Raw genomic sequence first — 17401 nt, 5'->3', positions numbered from 1 at the left:
CACTTTTTGCCGCCGTACCTTGCTGGCCTGCGGGCTGACCATTTTAGGAATGTCCTCAGTGCTGGCCGCCGACTGGCCGCGCCAGATAACCGATAGCCACGGCGTGCATACGCTGGAAAGCAAACCTCTGCGGATCGTCTCCACCAGCGTGACCCTCACCGGCTCCCTGCTGGCCATCGATGCGCCGGTTGTCGCCAGCGGCGCCACCACGCCAAACAACCGCGTAGCTGACGACCAGGGTTTCCTGCGCCAGTGGAGCAGCGTCGCCAAAGCGCGCAAGCTGACGCGTCTGTATATCGGCGAGCCCAGCGCCGAAGCGGTGGCGTCACAGATGCCGGACCTGATCCTGATTAGCGCCACCGGCGGTGATTCTGCGCTGGCGCTGTATGACCAGCTGTCGACCATCGCCCCGACGCTTATCATTAACTACGATGATAAAAGCTGGCAGGCGCTGCTGACCGACCTCGGACACATCACCGGCCAGGAGAAGCAGGCCGCCGAGCGTATTGCTGAATTTGATAAGCAGCTCGCCACCCTGAAGCAACAGATGAAACTGCCGCCGCAGCCGGTAAGCGCGTTGGTTTATACCGCCGCCGCCCATACTGCCAACCTGTGGACACCGGCATCTGCCCAGGGCCAGATGCTTGAACAACTGGGCTTCACCCTCGCCACCCTGCCTGAGGGGCTGCATGCCAGCCAGAGCCAGGGGAAACGCCACGACATCGTACAGTTAGGCGGGGAGAATTTAGCGGCGGGACTCAACGGCCAGAGCCTGTTCCTGTTTGCCGGTGACGAGAAAGATGCCGGGGCGATTTACAGCAACCCGCTGCTGGCGCACCTGCCGGCGGTAGAGAACAAGCGCGTTTATCCGCTCGGTATCGAAACCTTCCGTCTTGATTACTACAGCGCCATGCTGGTGCTGCAGCGTCTCTCTTCTCTGTTCGGCTAACGTCCCTTCCCGGCTGGCGCAACGCCTGGCTGGGATATTTCCATCGACTTAACTTTCGCTGACCGCTTCCGGGCGCTGGAACCGACGCAGTTCGTTCAGCAGTCCCATCAATATCACGCCGACAATCACTAACGCCCAGCCGCTGGCGCTCGCCGAGGCCATCGGGGTCATCATCGCCCCCAGCCCGCCCAGCAAGGCCGCGCCAATGGCGTCGCCGGTGACGTTCTGCGCGGTCCACAGGCCGTTAATACGCCCGAGCATCGCTTCCGGCGTCTGGGTCTGAATCAGGGTGTACTGCAGCAGCGAACTGATGGCGCTCAGCCAGCCGAACAGCGCCAGACACAGTGCCCCCAGCGCCCAGACCGGCATCACGCTGAACAGCGCAATCGCCACGAATGAGCCGACCGTGGTCATCAGCATCAGCGCGCCCGGCCGGGCGGTTTGCGCCAGCTGACCGCTGGTCAATGCCCCAAGCGCAGCCCCCAGCGGGATCGCCGCATACAGAAAGCCGATCTGCGAGGCTGACATCTGCCAGCCGTCGGCCAGCGCCGGATACAGCACCCGCACCGCGCTGGCCATTGTCAGCAGGCCGCCGAGCAGTGCAATCCCGCCGATCAGCGGACTATTGAAGAGGAATTTCAGCCCCGCCAGCAGCGACTTCAGCGGGTGCTCTCGCGGCTGCGGCGGCGGTGGCAGCAGCGGTAGGCGCAGCAGGGTCAAGGTGGTAATAAAGGTGCCTGCCGCCGCGAGGCCATAGTTCCAGGCCACGCCGCCGGTGGCCAGCAGCAGACCGCCGATCATCGGCGAAATCACCGAGCCCAGGCGTACCGTCAGCATGGTGATCGCCCCGGCCTGCATCAGGTTTTCGCGCCCCACCAACGCCGGTGTGGCCGCCAGCAGCGCCGTGACCCCGAGCGAAGCAAAGAAACCGTCCCAGATGCCCAGCAGATAAATCGTTATCAGCGAGGGTTCAGGCAGCAGCGCGTTGAGACACAGCCCGACAAACCCGATTCCGCAGGTGCCACGCGCCAGCAGAATCAACCGTTTACGCTCGTAGCGATCCGCCAGTACTCCGCCCACCATCAGACCGACAAACATCGAGCAGCCGGTCAACGTGACCGACAGCCCTACCTGCCAGGTCGAGTGGGTCATCATCTGGATTTGTACCGGGATCGCCACGCCCAGCAGGCCCAGCGATAAGATTGAGATAAAACGGGCAATAAAGACGGCGCGAAACGCCGGGTGGGTCTTCAGCAGGCTGAGGTTCAGCAGCCGGGATTGTCGGTTCATTACAGCGCCTTGTTATTATTTTCCATCTACGCGCGATCCTTCAGGCTGCGTCTTTGTTGGCTGCACTTTTTTAACCCGGTCATACGGTTAGCGTTACTTCCAGGCAGGCGTGCGTGTGGCGCCGCGATGCATTCTGATTGATTTTGCGTAAACCCAAAATTATTCGAGTTGCTTGTAGGCGGCAAAGCCGTAAATCCCAGGAGCTTACTCAAGTAAGTGACTGAGGCGAACGGGTGCAGCCAACATCCAGGCAACTTGAAGTATGCCGGGTATATACCATTCTTGTGGGCGATCATGCTAACATAACTGAATAGAATCGATAACGATAATTACTATCATTATCATATCAGGGATGTGAATTATGTCGTTTCCTGTGACCAGGGTGCGCGCCGTTGCCGTACCTGGTCTGTTACTCGTCTTAGCCGTGGCTATCGCCCTCAGTCTGCTCGTCGGGGCCAAACCGCTTCCATTGCACGTCGTTGTGGATGCCCTTTCGGGTACCTGCCGCACCGCCGACTGCACCATCGTCCTCGATGCCCGACTGCCGCGTACCCTGGCGGGGCTGCTGGCAGGCGCCGCGCTGGGTCTGGCGGGTTCGCTGATGCAAACCCTGACCCGTAACCCACTGGCCGACCCCGGCATACTCGGCGTCAACTCGGGTGCCAGCTTTGCCATCGTGCTGGGGGCGGCGCTGTTTGGTATCCACTCTCCGCAGGAACAGCTGCTGATGTCATTTTGCGGCGCGTTTGGCGCTTCGCTGCTGGTGGCCTTTACCGGCAGCCAGGGAGGCGGCCAGCTCAGCCCGGTGCGCCTGACGCTGGCCGGCGTGGCGCTGGCGGCCGTGCTGGAAGGACTCTCCAACGGCATTGCCTTACTCAACCCTGAAGTTTATGACCAGCTGCGTTTCTGGCAGGCCGGCTCGCTGGATATCCGCACCCTGCAAACGCTGAAAATCGTCCTGCTTCCGGTGCTGATCGCCGCCGCCGTCACCCTGCTGTTAAGCCGGGCGCTGAACAGCCTGAGCCTTGGCAACGATACCGCCACCGCGCTCGGCAGCCGGGTCGCTCGCACCCAGTTTATCGGCCTGCTGGCCATTACCGTGCTTTGCGGTAGCGCCACCGCGGTGGTTGGCCCCATCGCCTTTATCGGCCTGATGATGCCGCACATGTCACGCTGGCTGGTGGGCGCGGACCATCGCTGGTCGCTGCCGGTAACCTTACTGGCCACTCCTGCCCTGCTGCTGTTTGCCGATGTCCTCGGCCGCCTGCTGGTCCCCGGTGAACTCCGGGTATCGGTGGTCAGCGCCTTTATCGGTGCGCCGGTGCTGATCTGGCTGGTACGCCGCCAGTCGCGTGGAGGTGCAATGTGAAAACGCCTTCCCGCCGCCTGCTGCTCAGCTGCCTGATTCTGCTTGCCGCCAGCCTGATCGTCTCGCTTTTGGGACTCGGTAGCGGTCTGGTGCCGCTCAGCATCAATCAGGTCGTTTCCGCCCTGCTGGGGGATGCGCCGCGCAATATCACCATGGTAGTGACCGAATGGCGTCTGCCGCGGGTGCTGATGGCGCTGCTTATCGGCGCGGCCCTTGGCGTCAGCGGCGCTATTTTTCAGTCACTGATGCGCAACCCCCTCGGCAGCCCGGATGTGATGGGTTTCAATACCGGCGCCTGGAGCGGCGTGCTGGTGGCGATGGTGATGTTCGGCCAGAACCTGACGGCTATCGCCCTGGCGGCGATGGTTGGCGGCGTGCTGACGGCGCTGGTGGTCTGGCTGCTGGCGTGGCGCAACGGCATTGAAACATTTCGTCTGATTATTATCGGTATCGGCGTGCGCGCGATGCTGGTTGCCTTCAACACCTGGCTGCTGCTGCGCGCCTCGCTGGAAACCGCCCTCTCCGCCGGGCTGTGGAATGCCGGTTCCCTCAATGGCCTGACCTGGGGTAAAACCTGGCCTTCCGCGCCGCTGATTATGCTGATGCTGGTATGTGCCGCGCTGCTCGTTCGCCGCATGCGCCTGCTGGAAATGGGCGATGACACCGCCTGCGCGCTTGGCGTGCGGGTTGAACGTTCCCGTCTGCTGATGATGTTGGTAGGGGTGGTGCTCACCGCCTCCGCCACCGCGCTGGCCGGGCCAATTTCGTTTATCGCTCTGGTGGCGCCGCATATCGCCCGCCGCCTGAGCGGCACCGCGCGCTGGGGATTAACCCAATCGGCGCTCTGCGGCGCGCTGCTGCTGGCGCTGGCGGATTACAGCGCCCAGCGTCTGTTTATGCCCTATCAATTACCGGTGGGCGTCGTGACCGTCAGTCTCGGCGGCATTTATCTCATCGCGCTGTTAATTCAGGAGTCCCGCAAAAAATGACCGCTGAAACGACCCGTTTGCGTGGCGACCAGCTCACCCTGGCGTACGGCAAAAAGATCATCGCCGAATCGCTGAACGTTACCATTCCTGACGGCCATTTCACCGCGATTATTGGCCCCAACGGCTGCGGCAAATCCACGCTGCTGCGAACCCTGAGCCGCCTGATGACCCCGGTCAGCGGCCACGTTTATCTCGATGGCGAGCAGATCCAGCGCTACGCCAGTAAAGAAGTGGCGAAACGCATCGGCCTGCTGGCGCAGAATGCCACTACGCCTGGCGATATTTCGGTGCAGGAGCTGGTCGCCCGCGGTCGCTATCCGCATCAGCCGATGTTTACCCGCTGGCGTAAAGAGGATGATGAAGCGGTCAACAACGCGATGAAGGCCACCGGCATTACCGACCTGGCACAACAGAGCGTCGATACCTTGTCCGGGGGACAGCGGCAGCGGGCATGGATTGCAATGGTGCTGGCGCAGGAAACCGCCATTATGCTGCTGGATGAGCCCACCACCTGGCTGGACATCAGCCATCAGATCGATCTGCTGGAGTTGCTGAGCGAGCTGAATCGCGAGAAGGGATATACCCTGGCGGCGGTGCTGCACGACCTCAACCAGGCCTGCCGCTACGCGACCCATTTAATTGCGCTACGCGACGGAAAAATCGTCGCCGAGGGCGCACCGAAAGAGATTGTTACTGCCGAGCTAATCGAGCAGATTTACGGCCTACGCTGCACGATCATCGACGACCCGGTCGCCCACACCCCGCTGGTCGTACCGCTGGGACGCCGTTAAGCAAACATCCCCGGTTGCGTTGCGCTTACCGGGGCTACGTTCAGTGATGGCATGTGGATACGGTAGCCCGGATAAGGCGCTGGCGCCGCTATCCGGGAACCGGTTCAGGATTACCCCAGAATCTCCCGCACTACCGGGCCAATCGATTCGAAGGCCTGTGGCGAGATAATCTCCACGTGGGCGCAGTTCTGGCTAAAGACCTCCAGCTCTCCCACCCAGGGACCCCACACCACCTGCGGATCCATCCCTTCCTGACGGGTTTTCTCCGCGACAAACAGCGTGGCCTTGCCGTCGAATTTCGCGCTGTGCGCGGTGGTCAGCAGACGTACCGCATCGGCATAGTTGCCCTCGATCACGCTGAACAGCTCGCCGGAGGCCTGCCCTTGCTGAGCAGCCAGGAAGGCCTCGCGCTCGCGATCGATCTCCGCCAGCACTTCCGGATCCAGACCGTTGGCCTCTTTCTCCGCCCAGTTCTGCGTCTCCGGCGGCCAGGTATCCAGCAGACCGAGGAAGGCCACCGCTTCGCCGCGCTGGCGTAAACGGGCGGCGATGCCCTGCGCCAGCGTTCCTCCAAGGGAATAGCCGAAGAGGTAATATGGCCCGTGCGGCTGCTGTGCCAGCAGCGTTTGCAGATGCTGCTCGCAAACTTCATCCAGACAGGCCGCGCGCATCATTGGCCCTTCCGGTCGCGGCGACTGAATGCCGGTAATCGACCAGCGCGGGCTGAGATAGCGAGCCAGCACGCTGAACTGCCAGGCAAAGCCCGACGCCGGATGGAAACAGAACAATGTTGGTCCGTCGCTCACCCGCAGCGGAAGAATCGCATCGAAGCCCAGGCGCTGGGCCTGTTCATCGCTGAGATCGGAGGCCAGCAGCACGCTCAGTTTTCCGACCGTCGACGCCACCATCACCTGCCCCGGAGTGACCTGACGATCCAGTTCACGGCCGAGCTGCGCCGCCAGGCGCATTGCCAACAGCGAATGACCGCCAAGGGCAAAGAAGTCGGCGTCAATATCGTTGACCTCGCAGCCCAGCAATTGGCTGAACGCCTGGGCCACCGTGGTTTCAATCCCCGCCTCCGGCGGACGACCGCGCTGTTCGTTGCCGAGCGTCGGCAGCGGCAGCGCTTTGCGATCCAGTTTGCCGTTGGCGCTCAGCGGCAGTTCCGCCAGCTGAATCAGCACCACCGGCACCATATGCGGCGGCAGTTGCTCGGCCAGACGCGCTTTCAGCCCCGCGGTATCCAACGGCAGCCCGGACTCGGATACCAGGTATCCCACCAGTTGACGGGCATCGCCCCCGGTTGCTGCCGCCTGATTGAGGACGCAGGCATTCGCCACCGCCTGGGCAACATCCGGTAGCGCAGACATCACCCGATCGATTTCACCCAGCTCAATACGCTGACCGCGAATTTTCAGCTGATCGTCGCTGCGCCCGAGATACTCCACCGCGCCGTTCTCCAGCCAGCGCGCCACGTCGCCGGTCCGGTACATCCGCTCGCCGGCGGCATACGGGTCAGCAATAAAGCGCGAGGCGGTCAGATCCGGACGGCCCAGATATCCCTGTGCCAGCTGAATACCGGTCAGGTATAAATCGCCCGCCACGCCAGGAGGAACCGGACGCATGCTGGCATCAAGAATGCGCAGCCCGGTGTTCCACACCGGCCAGCCAATAGGCACGCTGTTGCCGGTCACCGCCGCCAGTTCCGCGCCACAGGCCGGATACCAGCTCACATCCACCGCCGCTTCCGTCGGGCCATACAGATTGTGTAACGGTGCGCCGGTCAATGCTTCCCATTCGCGGCACAGCCCGGTCGGCAGCGCTTCGCCGCTGCAGAAGACGCGCTTGAGCGTGCGGCAGGTCGCGACGTTTTCGCCATCCAGCGAGGCCACAAACGCGGCCAGCATCGACGGTACGAAGTGGGTCGTGGTCACGCCGTAGCGAGCAAAGAACTGCTGCATCGCCAGCGGATCGCGGTGGGCTTCCGGCTCCGCCATCACCAGCCGCGCGCCGGTAATAAACGGCCACCAGAACTCCCAGACCGACACATCGAAGCTGCATGGCGTCTTTTGCGCCACCACATCGTCGGCGCTAAGCGGGTAGTGATTCTGCATCCACAGCAAGCGGTTGACGATCGCGGTTTGCCCCACCATCACCCCTTTCGGGCGCCCGGTGGAACCAGAGGTAAAGATGATATAGGCGGTGTGATCGGCCTGTGACAGCGCCAGCGGCGCGGCATCGCCCGCCGCCAGCGGCTGCTGATAGCACAGACTTTCAAGGCCCGGAATATCACTAAAGCGCGCCAGCTGATCCTCAGAGGTAATCAGCAGGGTCGGACGCGCGTCCTCCAGCATCATGCGCAGACGGTCGTCCGGATAGCCGGTATCCAGCGGTAGCCAGGCTGCACCGGCTTCGACGATACCGTGCAGCGCGAGGGTCAGGAACACCGATCGCGGCAGCGCCACCGCCACGCTATCGCCCGGTTTCACACCGCGTTCACGCAGCAATTGCGCCAGCGCCACCACCTGCTGGCGCATTTCGCGGTAGCTAAACTGCCAGCGGGCATCCACCAGCGCCGGGGCATCCGGGGTTTTCTCCGCCTGCGCCGCGACCAGCGCGCTCAGCGTGGTCACCGGAAGCGCGACGCCGGTATTATTGACCTGCGCCAGCTGTTCCGTTTCGTCGTGTGACAGCATATTGGCTTCACCGCAGCGCAGCGCCGGATCGGCGGCAAACTGGGCCAGCAGCGCAGACAGGCGCGCCACGTGGTTGCGCAGCGTCGCTTCGTCATAGCGGGCTTTATTGGCCAGCACTTCCAGCGACAAGCCACCGGACTCATCCGGGAACAGCGCCAGTTCGAGATCGTTGACCGGGCCGGTCGCTAAGGTGTGGGTCACGGCCTCAACGCCATCAATATCCAGAATGTAATCAAAGACTTTAACGTTCAGCACCGGGCCAAACAGCGGCTCATCACCGGCGGCTTTGCCGCTATCGCGGACAATCTGTTCAGCGTCGTAACGCTGGTGACGACGCATTTTTTTCAGCTGTGCGGACAGACGCAGCGCCAGCTCGGCGAGGGTTTCCTGAGCGTCGATATGCACCGCCAGCGGCAGCACGTTAAGCACCGGGCCGCTGGCGGTCAGCGCCGCGGATCCCATACGCCGCATAAAGATAAACCCGGCGGCATAATCCATCCGGCTGCATAAGCGACCGAGCCACAGGATCGTCAGCGCCAGCGCCAGATCGGCACGCTGACACTGCGGCAGGCTGGTCGCCAGGCGGCTGAACAGACCGGCGTCAACATCCAGTTTTAACCGCCAGATGTCGGTGCTGGTCGCGCGTCCAGCCAACGGTGCAGCCGAGAGCGAGGCCGGGGACGGCAGCGCTTTTCGCTGCGCCATCCAGAACTGTTTATCCCGCTGCCAGGCATCGCTGCCGTAGTATTGCTGGTACTCTTCCACCACCTCGGCGAAAGGCGTAAAGGGAGATGCAGGCGTCTCTTCTCCACGTTGCCAGGCACGGTAAATCGCGGCGATCTGGCGGGTAATCGCTGGGAAACTGAAGCCATCTACCAGTAAATGGTGATAACGCTGATACCAGTACCAGCAATCATCCGCCACCCGTATCAGCTGGTGACACACCAGGGGATTGCCGCCATCGACCCGCAGATTCTGTCCAAGGTCGGCCTGCATTAGCGCCAGCGCGGCGGCATGGGGATCGTGCGCATCGCGCAGATCGTGAGAATCAGGTTCAGCAAAAGTGCGGCGCTCATCGACCCATTGCCAGGCTTCGCCGTTATCTTCGCAAAACCGCATGCTGAGGGTATCGGCCTGCGCCAGACCGCTGACGATAGCGCGTCCCAGCAGCGCCGGGTCAAGGTTGCCGCGCAGTTCAACATAGTGGGCCACGCTCCATGCACCGGGCAGCGTAGAGAGCCGCTCCGCCATCCAGATCCCGGACTGTGCCGCCACCAGCGGTAAACGAGTGGTCATCTTCGACTCCTTAGCGTGCATGGTGTGCGGGGGTGAGGGTTGTCCAGTTCTCGGCCAGCCAGGTGTGGCATGCCTCTGAGGGCTGCGGTGGGCAGACCACCGTCCAGCCTTGCGGCAGGGCGCAGTGGTGCGGCCACAGGCTGTACTGCTGCTGTTCGTTGCGCAGAATATAAAACTGCCCTTGCGGATTATCGAAGGGGTTGCTGAATTGCATACCAAACTCCTGTCTCTACTCGCCATCCTTCACGGTACTTTGGCGCAGGCTGCCGCCATCGCGTCATCGCAATGATGTTGAGTCTGAAGCGCGCTTTGTCAGTGGTCGCGGCTCAACGGCTGCCATAGCTGGATTAATCCTGCCGTCAGCCCGCCACGCCAGCAAAGCGCATCGTGCCCGCCGTCAACCTGACGCCAGAAAATCGTCTGCTGTGTGTGTTGTAATTGCGATAAAAGCGCCTGGTTGGCGCGAAAAATCAGCGGCTCACGCTCACCGGCTTCCAGCCAGATCCGCAGCCCCTGCGGGTGAAGTTGCCCCTGGCTCAGACGCTCAATCAGCAGGCCCGTTCCGGCGCCGCCGCGATGCGGCCACCAGTAGGATCCCGACTGACTCAGGACGCAGCCAAAGCGTTCCGGCCAGTACAGCGCGGCAAACATCGCCGCCAGACCGCCAAAGCTCTGCCCGGCGACCACGGTACGATCGGCGCGGTCGCTGAAAGGGGCGATGTGATGCACCTGGGGTAATAACTCTTCCTGCACCGCCAGCCAGAAATCCGCATTGCAGGGCAGTTCCCGGCCACGATGTTCGTTATCAATGACATCAATCAGCAAGTAGACCGCCGGCGGCAGTTTTGCTTCGCGTGTCAGCCCGGCCAGCGCCGGCCAGACCGGCATGCTTTCGGCCCAGAACTGGCCATCCAACAGCACCGCCAGCGGGCGTTCTTCGGGCGCGTCATCGCCGGTGGTGTAAATCCATATCCGCCGGGTGTTGCCCAGCCTGACGCTGCGCCATTCAATGCAAACCGGCGCAGACGCGGGAGTGTTGCGCGGCGACCAGCCGGGTTGTTCCGGCGCCTGCGGGAGCTCCAGCGCCGACACCGCGTGGCCGCGCCCGCCCTTCCAGCTTTGTGGGTTTAACGGGTCGGCAATCGCCCGCGGCAGCAGTTTGCGCCAGCCTTCGCGCAACAGCATGCGGTCCGGGCTGCCGGCGTTGAAAATCTCAGGGGCGAAGTCGTCTTCACGGTCGGAGGGAATAAAGCAGTAGCTGCCGCGCCAGGTCGGCGACAGGGTCGTTTGCCAGCGCCAGGCATCGGTGCCAGGCACACGCGTTAGGGTTTGCGGTACGGCATTCTGGTGATGGTCGGTCACGCCGGTGATGTAAATCCACACTCGCCGGGTCGAGGAAGTCTCTTCGCCACCCGCCGGATCCCGCCACCAGAATGTCACTAAACAGCGGTCATCACAGGCCTCGGACTGCGGTCCGGAGAGCGTCTGCCACCATTCATCACTTCCTGTTATTAACATCCCGTTATTAACCCTATGTTTATCGTGATTTTTCTCAACAAACGTAATTTTTATTGATAATATTATTGATAACTATTTGCATTTGCAATAGCGTATTACCGCCCTTTGGGAGAGTCACTTCTAATTACACAGGTCAGCGAAGGTCATTCGGTTAGCGACGGAATGCCTGGGCCATCAACTGACGACATTTTTTGCGGCCTCCCCTCCCGGTGGGATGGGACTTCAGGGGAAGGCGGCAACGAAAAGCAGGACGTAAAATGAATAACAAAATCAAATCATTGACCTTACTGGTCAACCTGGGAATTTACGGTGCGGCCTTCCCGCTGTGCGCAGAAGAGACCCTCGATAGCCAAAAAACGGCCACCGAAGAAACCATGGTGGTGACTGCCGCCGAACAAAACCTGCAGGCGCCTGGCGTCTCGACCATCACCGCCGATGAAATTCGTAAACGTCCACCGGCCCGCGACGTTTCAGAAATCATTCGTACCATGCCGGGCGTCAACCTGACCGGTAACTCCACCAGCGGCCAGCGCGGTAACAACCGTCAGATTGATATTCGCGGCATGGGCCCGGAAAACACCCTGATCCTGATTGATGGCAAACCGGTCACCAGCCGTAACTCCGTGCGCCTGGGCTGGCGCGGCGAGCGCGACACCCGCGGCGACACCAGCTGGGTTCCGCCAGAAATGATCGAGCGTATCGAGGTCATTCGTGGCCCGGCCGCCGCCCGCTACGGTAACGGCGCGGCAGGCGGCGTGGTCAACATCATCACCAAAAAAGGTGGCGATGAGTGGCACGGTTCATGGAACACCTATATGAACGCCCCGGAGCATAAAGACGAAGGCTCCACCAAGCGTACCAACTTCAGCCTCAGCGGCCCGCTGGGCGGCGATTTCAGCTTCCGCCTGTTGGGCAACCTGGACAAAACTCAGGCTGATGCCTGGGACATCAACCAGGGCCATCAGTCCGAGCGTACCGGCATTTATTCCGATACCCTGCCCGCCGGGCGCGAAGGGGTTAAAAACAAGAATATCGACGGTGTCGTGCGCTGGGATTTCGCGCCGATGCAATCCCTGGAGTTCGAAGCGGGCTACAGCCGCCAGGGCAACCTCTACTCCGGTGATACGCAGAACACCAACTCCAACGACCTGGTGAAAGAGAACTACGGTAAAGAGACCAACCGTATCTACCGTAACACCTACTCGGTGACCTGGAACGGTGCCTGGGATAACGGTATTACCACCAGCAACTGGGCGCAGTACGAACATACCCGCAACTCACGTAAAGGTGAAGGTCTGGCCGGGGGAACCGAGGGGATCTTCAGCAGCAATCAGTTCTCTGATATCGACCTGTCCGACGTGATGCTGCACAGCGAAATCAGCATTCCGTTCGATCTGTGGGTCAATCAGAACCTGACGCTGGGCACCGAATGGAACCAGCAGCGCATGAAGGATAAGGCGTCAAACACCCAAACCTTTATGGGCGGGACCATCCCAGGTTACGACAGCACCGGTCGTAGCCCGTACTCGAAAGCCGAGATTTTCTCTCTGTTTGCTGAAGACAACATGGAGTTGACCGACACCACCATGTTGACGCCGGCGCTGCGATTCGATCATCACAGCATTGTCGGCAATAACTGGAGTCCTTCCCTGAACCTGTCCCAGGGGCTTTGGGATGATTTCACGTTGAAAATGGGCATCGCCCGCGCCTACAAAGCGCCGAGCCTGTATCAGACCAACCCGAACTACATTCTCTACAGCCGCGGCCAGGGTTGCTACGCGAGCCAGGCCGGTTGCTACCTGCAGGGTAATGAAGACCTGAAAGCAGAAACCAGCATCAACAAAGAAGTTGGCCTCGAGTTTAAACGCGATGGCTGGCTGGCGGGCGTCACCTGGTTCCGCAACGACTACCGTAACAAGATTGAAGCGGGCTATTCGCCGGTTTACACCAACGGTAGCGGCACCGATCTCTACAAATGGGAAAACGTCCCGAAAGCGGTTGTTGAAGGTCTGGAAGGCACGTTGAACGTACCGGTCACGGAAACGGTGAACTGGACCAACAACATCACCTATATGCTGCAGAGTAAGAACAAAACCACCGGCGATCGTCTGTCGATTATTCCGGAATATACGCTGAACTCCACTCTGAGCTGGCAGATTCAGGAAGACGTTTCCGTGCAGTCGACCTTCACCTGGTACGGCAAGCAGCAGCCGAAAAAATATAACTACAAAGGTCAGCCGGTCACCGGCAGCGAGAAAAACGAGGTTAGCCCGTATAGCATCCTCGGCCTGAGCGCGACCTGGGACGTCACCAAATATGTCAGCCTGACCGGCGGCGTGGATAACGTCTTCGACAAGCGTCACTGGCGTGCCGGTAATGCCCAGACCACCGGCGGCGCGACCGGCTATATGTACGGCGCAGGGGCTGAGACTTTCAACGAACCGGGTCGTACCTGGTACATGAGCGTTAATACCCACTTCTGATTGTCCGCTTGATCTCCCCCGCCCTCTTCTCATGGAGGGCGGAGGGAGGAATCTGTTAACATCCTTCGATGCAAATCCAACACGCAATCATTCAGCTTGCCGGCCACTCGCTTATGCGGGTTGATTTCGATCCGGCGACGTTTCAGGCCACCGATCTCCTGTGGCTCCCTCACCATGCCCGGCTCGCTAACGGCGTGCGTAAACGGCAGACCGAGCATCTTGCCGGCCGTATCGCCGCAGCTTACGCCCTGCGGGAAGTGGGCGTAAAAGCGATCCCTGGGATTGGCGAGCAGCGCCAGCCGCTGTGGCCCGCGCCGTGGTACGGCAGCATCAGTCACTGCGAACATAGCGCGCTGGCGGTGGTCTCTGAGCGTCCGGTCGGCGTTGATATCGAACGGCTGTTTTCGCCGTCTCTGGCGTCGGAGCTGGAAAGCAGCATTATCAACCCGGCGGAGTGCGCGGTGCTAAACGCGAGCGGACTGCCCTTTGAACTGGCCCTGACGCTGGCGTTTTCGGCGAAGGAGAGCGGGTTTAAGGCGTGCCATCCGGACACTCAAGCCGGAACTGGTTTTAGCGACTTTCAGTTGGTGCATATAGAGGAAGGACGTGTGCTACTTCGGCTATCTACCGGGGAGTGTTGGCTGTCATGGATGAGGGACGATGAGTACGTCATTACACTCTGCGCGTGCTAAAAAGCGAAAACCCGCGCGGTCATCCGTACGGGTTAGTCATCCAACGCAGCGATAGAATCAGCGCATCTGCGTTGCCCGCTCAGCAATGGACGCGGCATCAAAACCGTGGTGTTTCCGCAGCCAGCCGCGATCTGCCGCCGCAGCATACTCACCATCAGGAATCCCGAGGCGCTTAAGCGTCATTCCCGCACCGGCTTCTGCCAGCACTTCTGCCACCAGGCTACCCAGGCCACCGTTGACGTTATGCTCTTCCACCGTAATTACCGCTTTGCACGGTTTCAGCGCAGCCAGCAGCGCGGCGGTGTCGCAAGGACGGATCGACGGAACACTGACCACTTTTGCCGCAATCCCGGCATCAGCCAGAATCTGCGCGGCATCAACGATTTCATGAACCGTAGAGCCGGTTGCCACCAGCGCAATATCTTCGCCTTCGCGCAAGGTCACTACAGCCCCCGGCACGAACTGATAATGTTCATCATGCAACTCCGGCAATGCTTTGCCGTCGAGACGGATATAGACCGGCCCTTGATAACCAATAGCATAATCAATAACCTGCCGACATTCTCGCGGTGAGGAAGGGGCAAAAATCTGGATATTACCGAAGCCGCGCATCACCGCCAGATCGTCAATCGCATGGTGAGTGCTCGCCAGTGGGCCGTAGCTGGCACCAGCATTAAGACCAAACAATTTGACGTTGGTATTGTTGTAGCAAACGTCGACTTTAATTTGCTCGTTAGCGCGGGAAATCAAGAACGGCGCGGCGTTACAGGTCACCGCCACTTTCCCGCCCAGCGCCAGCCCTGCCGCCATTCCGACCATGCTCTGCTCGGCGATACCCACGTTAACCAGGCGGCCTGGAAATTGTTTAATAAACGGGGCGATTTTCGCGGTCGACGTTGAGTCAGCAACGACGGGGACCAGATCGACACCACTCTCAACGGCATCAATAAACGCCTGAACCATCACGCTCGCCAGATGTTCTGCATTACTCATCTTTCAGTTCCTCCAGTGCCAGTGCAATTTCTTCGCCCTTCGGTACCCGGTGGTGCCATTCCGGACGCCCCTGGATAAAGGAAATACCAGCACCTTTGGTGGTGTTGGCGATAATCACGTTCGGTTTGCCTTCCTGTTTCAGAGCTTCCAGAGTCGCAACCACCGACGCCATGTCGTTACCCTGGCATTCGGTTACCGCCATACCAAAGGCTTTCCATTTTTCAGCCAGCGGATCGGTATTCATAATTTCGCGCGTCGGGCCGGCCAACTGGAGGTTGTTTTTGTCATTAATAATGACCAGGTTATCAAGCCCATAGTGTGCTGCAGCCAACGCAGCTTCCCAGTTACTGCCTTCAGCCAGTTCACCATCACCAGTGATTAAAAAGATGCGGCGGGAGCTGTTACTTTTTTTCGCCGCCAGCGCCAGCCCTACGGCGACAGGCAAACCATGCCCCAGCGCACCGGTGTTCAGCTCAATACCAGGGGTTTTCTGACGAACCGGATGGCCCGGAAGATGTGAATTCGCATGCTGGTAGGTTTCCAGCCACTCAACAGGGAAGAAACCGGCTTCGGCCAGCACACAGTAATAGCAGCCGACCGCGTGACCTTTCGACTGAATATAGATATCGCGCTGGTCATCAGCCAGACGGTCCGGCGCAACGTTCATAATACGAAAATAGAGTGCGGTGAGCAGTTCCACCTGCGACAGGTCGGCGCCGGTATGTCCGCCGGCCGGGCTGTTGGCATTAAGCCTGACAATGTGACGACGCACTGCGCGAGCTTTACGCTCTAGTGCCTGAACATCATAGCTATAGGGATTCATTTAATACCTCTGAATTTATTTTCAACTTGGAATATTTATTCCGTCAGGGACTAAAAAAACCAGACATCCCCAGGCAACGCATCGCAACTCTTCCGCCGCAGCATCATACTCAGGAACATTCTGCCTCCTTACCACCAGGCAGATCTGCGCCTGGGTACTTTTCAGTTGATCCGAAAGTCGATTGAATATATATTCATTATCGATTCTTTATTCAATTATGCTATCACTGTTTTGTTTTTGTCCATAGCTGATTTTGAGGATTGGCGAAAGTTAGATATCCATCACACTTAAATGTCTTCTCTTTTCGCGTATGATAATGAGCTCTAACATAATGGCTGCACGTAAATGATTTTCGGGGAAATATATGGCTAAGCAGGATGAACAACGGCTATTAGTTAAGATTGCCACGCTTTACTATCTTGAAGGACGCAAGCAGTCCGACATTGCTCAACTTCTCTCGCTTTCTCAGTCATTTGTCTCCCGAGCGATTACCCGTTGTCAAAAAGAAGGCGTTGTAAAAATTAGCGTTGTTCAGCCATCGAATATTTTCCTTAATCTCGAAAAAGGTCTTGAGGATCGCTACGGAATTAAGCAAGCCATCGTGGTCGATACCGAAGAGGACGCCAGCGATCACACGATCAAGCGCGCCATCGGCTCTGCAGCGGCCCACTATCTGGAAACGCGATTACGCCCGAAAGATCTGATCGGTGTCTCCTCGTGGAGCTCAACCATCCGCGCGATGGTGGATGAAGTACATGCGCAGAATCTTAAGGCCAGCGGCGTGATTCAATTGTTGGGCGGCGTAGGACCCAACGGGAACGTGCAGGCGACGATCCTCACCCAAACCCTGGCGCAACATCTCAACTGTGAAGCCTGGCTGCTCCCTTCCCAGAGCATTGAAGGCTCTACCGAGGAGAAAAATCGTCTCGTCGCCAGTAAAGATGTCGCCGATGTCATTGCGCGTTTCGACGAAGTGGACATTGCTATCGTCGGGATTGGTATTCTTGAGCCTTCGCAACTGCTGAAAACGTCAGGGAACTACTACCACGAAGATATGCTTCAGGTGCTGGCTGAACGTGGTGCAGTCGGGGACATATGCCTGCACTACTACGATAAAAATGGCCAGGCCGTGTTAAGCGACGATGAAGATCCTGTTATCGGCATGGCCCTTGAGAAGGTGAAGAAGTGCCCTAACGTGGTTGCCCTTGCCGGTGGTAGCGATAAGGTTGCGGCTATCAAAGGCGCGTTATCAGGTGGTTATATCGATGTCCTGGTCACCGACTACCCCACCGCACGACTACTTATCGCCGGCTAATTTTTCACTCTGCCACTTTACCGCAGCCTTTACGCTTTCTAATGAGCGTAAAGGAACTGCAAATAAATATTTATTTTTCAAAAAGATAATCACACACCCCAACGCTCTCGTCTATCTCTCCTCGCATGCTTCACCGATCGGATAAGTGTGATTGCCAGCACAATTGATGACTTTGCCTGTAGCCCGACGGGAAGTTT

At 59.4% G+C, this 17401-nt stretch carries 13 protein-coding genes; 7 read left to right on the top strand and 6 right to left on the bottom strand.

Features of this window, described 5'->3' with window-relative positions; translation table 11 throughout:
• Nucleotides 1-49: 49 nt before the first annotated feature.
• Nucleotides 50-949 carry a Fe2+-enterobactin ABC transporter substrate-binding protein gene (gene fepB / locus EDF82_RS12685; protein WP_154143608.1) on the top strand — a complete coding sequence of 300 codons (900 nt, stop codon included), beginning with the start codon at nt 50-52 and terminating at the stop codon, nt 947-949.
• Nucleotides 950-997: 48 nt separating this feature from the next.
• Here the strand turns inward: fepB and entS are convergent, their stop codons facing one another.
• A complete protein-coding gene (entS, locus tag EDF82_RS12680; protein WP_123755904.1) occupies nt 998-2239 on the bottom strand; it encodes an enterobactin transporter EntS in 1242 nt (413 codons plus the stop codon).
• A gap of 361 nt (nt 2240-2600) precedes the next feature.
• On the opposite strand from entS, the gene fepD reads away from it, so the two are divergent.
• Genes fepD through fepC form a run of 3 tightly spaced genes read left to right on the top strand, consistent with a single transcriptional unit; the run spans nt 2601 to nt 5388 of the window.
• Nucleotides 2601-3608 (top strand): Fe(3+)-siderophore ABC transporter permease, encoded by a 1008-nt coding sequence (gene fepD / locus EDF82_RS12675; RefSeq protein WP_123755903.1) that lies wholly within the window; start codon nt 2601-2603, stop codon nt 3606-3608.
• A complete protein-coding gene (fepG, locus tag EDF82_RS12670; protein WP_123755902.1) occupies nt 3605-4597 on the top strand; it encodes an iron-enterobactin ABC transporter permease in 993 nt (330 codons plus the stop codon). The genes fepD and fepG overlap by 4 nt, the downstream gene beginning before the upstream one ends.
• Nucleotides 4594-5388 (top strand): iron-enterobactin ABC transporter ATP-binding protein, encoded by a 795-nt coding sequence (gene fepC, locus EDF82_RS12665; RefSeq protein ID WP_123755901.1) that lies wholly within the window; start codon nt 4594-4596, stop codon nt 5386-5388. The genes fepG and fepC overlap by 4 nt, the downstream gene beginning before the upstream one ends.
• 110 nt (nt 5389-5498) lie before the next feature.
• Here fepC and entF read toward each other — a convergent pair whose 3' ends face one another.
• The 3 genes from entF to fes form a co-directional block, all read right to left on the bottom strand.
• A complete protein-coding gene (gene entF / locus EDF82_RS12660) occupies nt 5499-9380 on the bottom strand; it encodes an enterobactin non-ribosomal peptide synthetase EntF (RefSeq protein ID WP_123755900.1) in 3882 nt (1293 codons plus the stop codon).
• A 10-nt stretch (nt 9381-9390) separates the two neighbouring features.
• The gene (locus EDF82_RS12655) at nt 9391-9594 is read right to left on the bottom strand and encodes an MbtH family NRPS accessory protein (protein ID WP_123755899.1); all 204 of its coding nucleotides are present in this window, start codon (nt 9592-9594) and stop codon (nt 9391-9393) included.
• A 98-nt stretch (nt 9595-9692) separates the two neighbouring features.
• A complete protein-coding gene (gene fes / locus EDF82_RS12650) occupies nt 9693-10946 on the bottom strand; it encodes an enterochelin esterase (protein WP_227540131.1) in 1254 nt (417 codons plus the stop codon).
• Nucleotides 10947-11155: 209 nt separating this feature from the next.
• Here fes and fepA point away from each other — a divergent pair, with 209 nt between their 5' ends.
• Both fepA and entD read left to right on the top strand, forming a co-directional pair.
• Complete coding sequence (gene fepA / locus EDF82_RS12640; protein WP_123755897.1) at nt 11156-13381, top strand: siderophore enterobactin receptor FepA; 2226 nt, start codon at nt 11156-11158, stop codon at nt 13379-13381.
• Nucleotides 13382-13449: 68 nt separating this feature from the next.
• Nucleotides 13450-14073: an enterobactin synthase subunit EntD gene (gene entD / locus EDF82_RS12635; protein ID WP_123755896.1), complete on the top strand. Its 624-nt coding sequence runs from the start codon at nt 13450-13452 to the stop codon at nt 14071-14073.
• Between the two features lie 57 nt (nt 14074-14130).
• On the opposite strand, the gene EDF82_RS12630 is transcribed toward entD, so the two are convergent.
• Both EDF82_RS12630 and EDF82_RS12625 read right to left on the bottom strand, forming a co-directional pair.
• A complete protein-coding gene (locus tag EDF82_RS12630; RefSeq protein ID WP_123755895.1) occupies nt 14131-15066 on the bottom strand; it encodes a transketolase family protein in 936 nt (311 codons plus the stop codon).
• Nucleotides 15059-15889 carry a transketolase gene (locus EDF82_RS12625; protein WP_123755894.1) on the bottom strand — a complete coding sequence of 277 codons (831 nt, stop codon included), beginning with the start codon at nt 15887-15889 and terminating at the stop codon, nt 15059-15061. The genes EDF82_RS12630 and EDF82_RS12625 overlap by 8 nt, the downstream gene beginning before the upstream one ends.
• A gap of 364 nt (nt 15890-16253) precedes the next feature.
• Here EDF82_RS12625 and EDF82_RS12620 point away from each other — a divergent pair, with 364 nt between their 5' ends.
• Nucleotides 16254-17204, top strand: a complete 951-nt coding sequence (locus EDF82_RS12620; RefSeq protein WP_123755893.1) for a sugar-binding transcriptional regulator — start codon at nt 16254-16256, stop codon at nt 17202-17204.
• The last annotated feature ends 197 nt before the right edge of the window (nt 17205-17401 follow it).

It is taken from the genome of Klebsiella sp. BIGb0399, assembly GCF_003752615.1.
Taxonomy (GTDB): domain Bacteria; phylum Pseudomonadota; class Gammaproteobacteria; order Enterobacterales; family Enterobacteriaceae; genus Klebsiella; species Klebsiella lignicola.
The sequence above is the reverse complement of the archived record's forward strand: the minus strand, read 5'-3'. Positions and strand labels throughout refer to the sequence as shown.

Coding starts and splice junctions, on each gene's coding strand:
- entD (WP_123755896.1), top strand. CDS start 13,450: ATGCAAATCCAACACGCAATCATTCAGCTTGCCGGCCACTCGCTTATG.
- fepC (WP_123755901.1), top strand. CDS start 4,594: ATGACCGCTGAAACGACCCGTTTGCGTGGCGACCAGCTCACCCTGGCG.
- EDF82_RS12630 (WP_123755895.1), bottom strand. CDS start 15,066: ATGAGTAATGCAGAACATCTGGCGAGCGTGATGGTTCAGGCGTTTATT.
- fepA (WP_123755897.1), top strand. CDS start 11,156: ATGAATAACAAAATCAAATCATTGACCTTACTGGTCAACCTGGGAATT.
- EDF82_RS12620 (WP_123755893.1), top strand. CDS start 16,254: ATGGCTAAGCAGGATGAACAACGGCTATTAGTTAAGATTGCCACGCTT.
- entF (WP_123755900.1), bottom strand. CDS start 9,380: ATGACCACTCGTTTACCGCTGGTGGCGGCACAGTCCGGGATCTGGATG.
- entS (WP_123755904.1), bottom strand. CDS start 2,239: ATGAACCGACAATCCCGGCTGCTGAACCTCAGCCTGCTGAAGACCCAC.
- fepB (WP_154143608.1), top strand. CDS start 50: ATGTCCTCAGTGCTGGCCGCCGACTGGCCGCGCCAGATAACCGATAGC.
- fepD (WP_123755903.1), top strand. CDS start 2,601: ATGTCGTTTCCTGTGACCAGGGTGCGCGCCGTTGCCGTACCTGGTCTG.
- EDF82_RS12655 (WP_123755899.1), bottom strand. CDS start 9,594: ATGCAATTCAGCAACCCCTTCGATAATCCGCAAGGGCAGTTTTATATT.
- EDF82_RS12625 (WP_123755894.1), bottom strand. CDS start 15,889: ATGAATCCCTATAGCTATGATGTTCAGGCACTAGAGCGTAAAGCTCGC.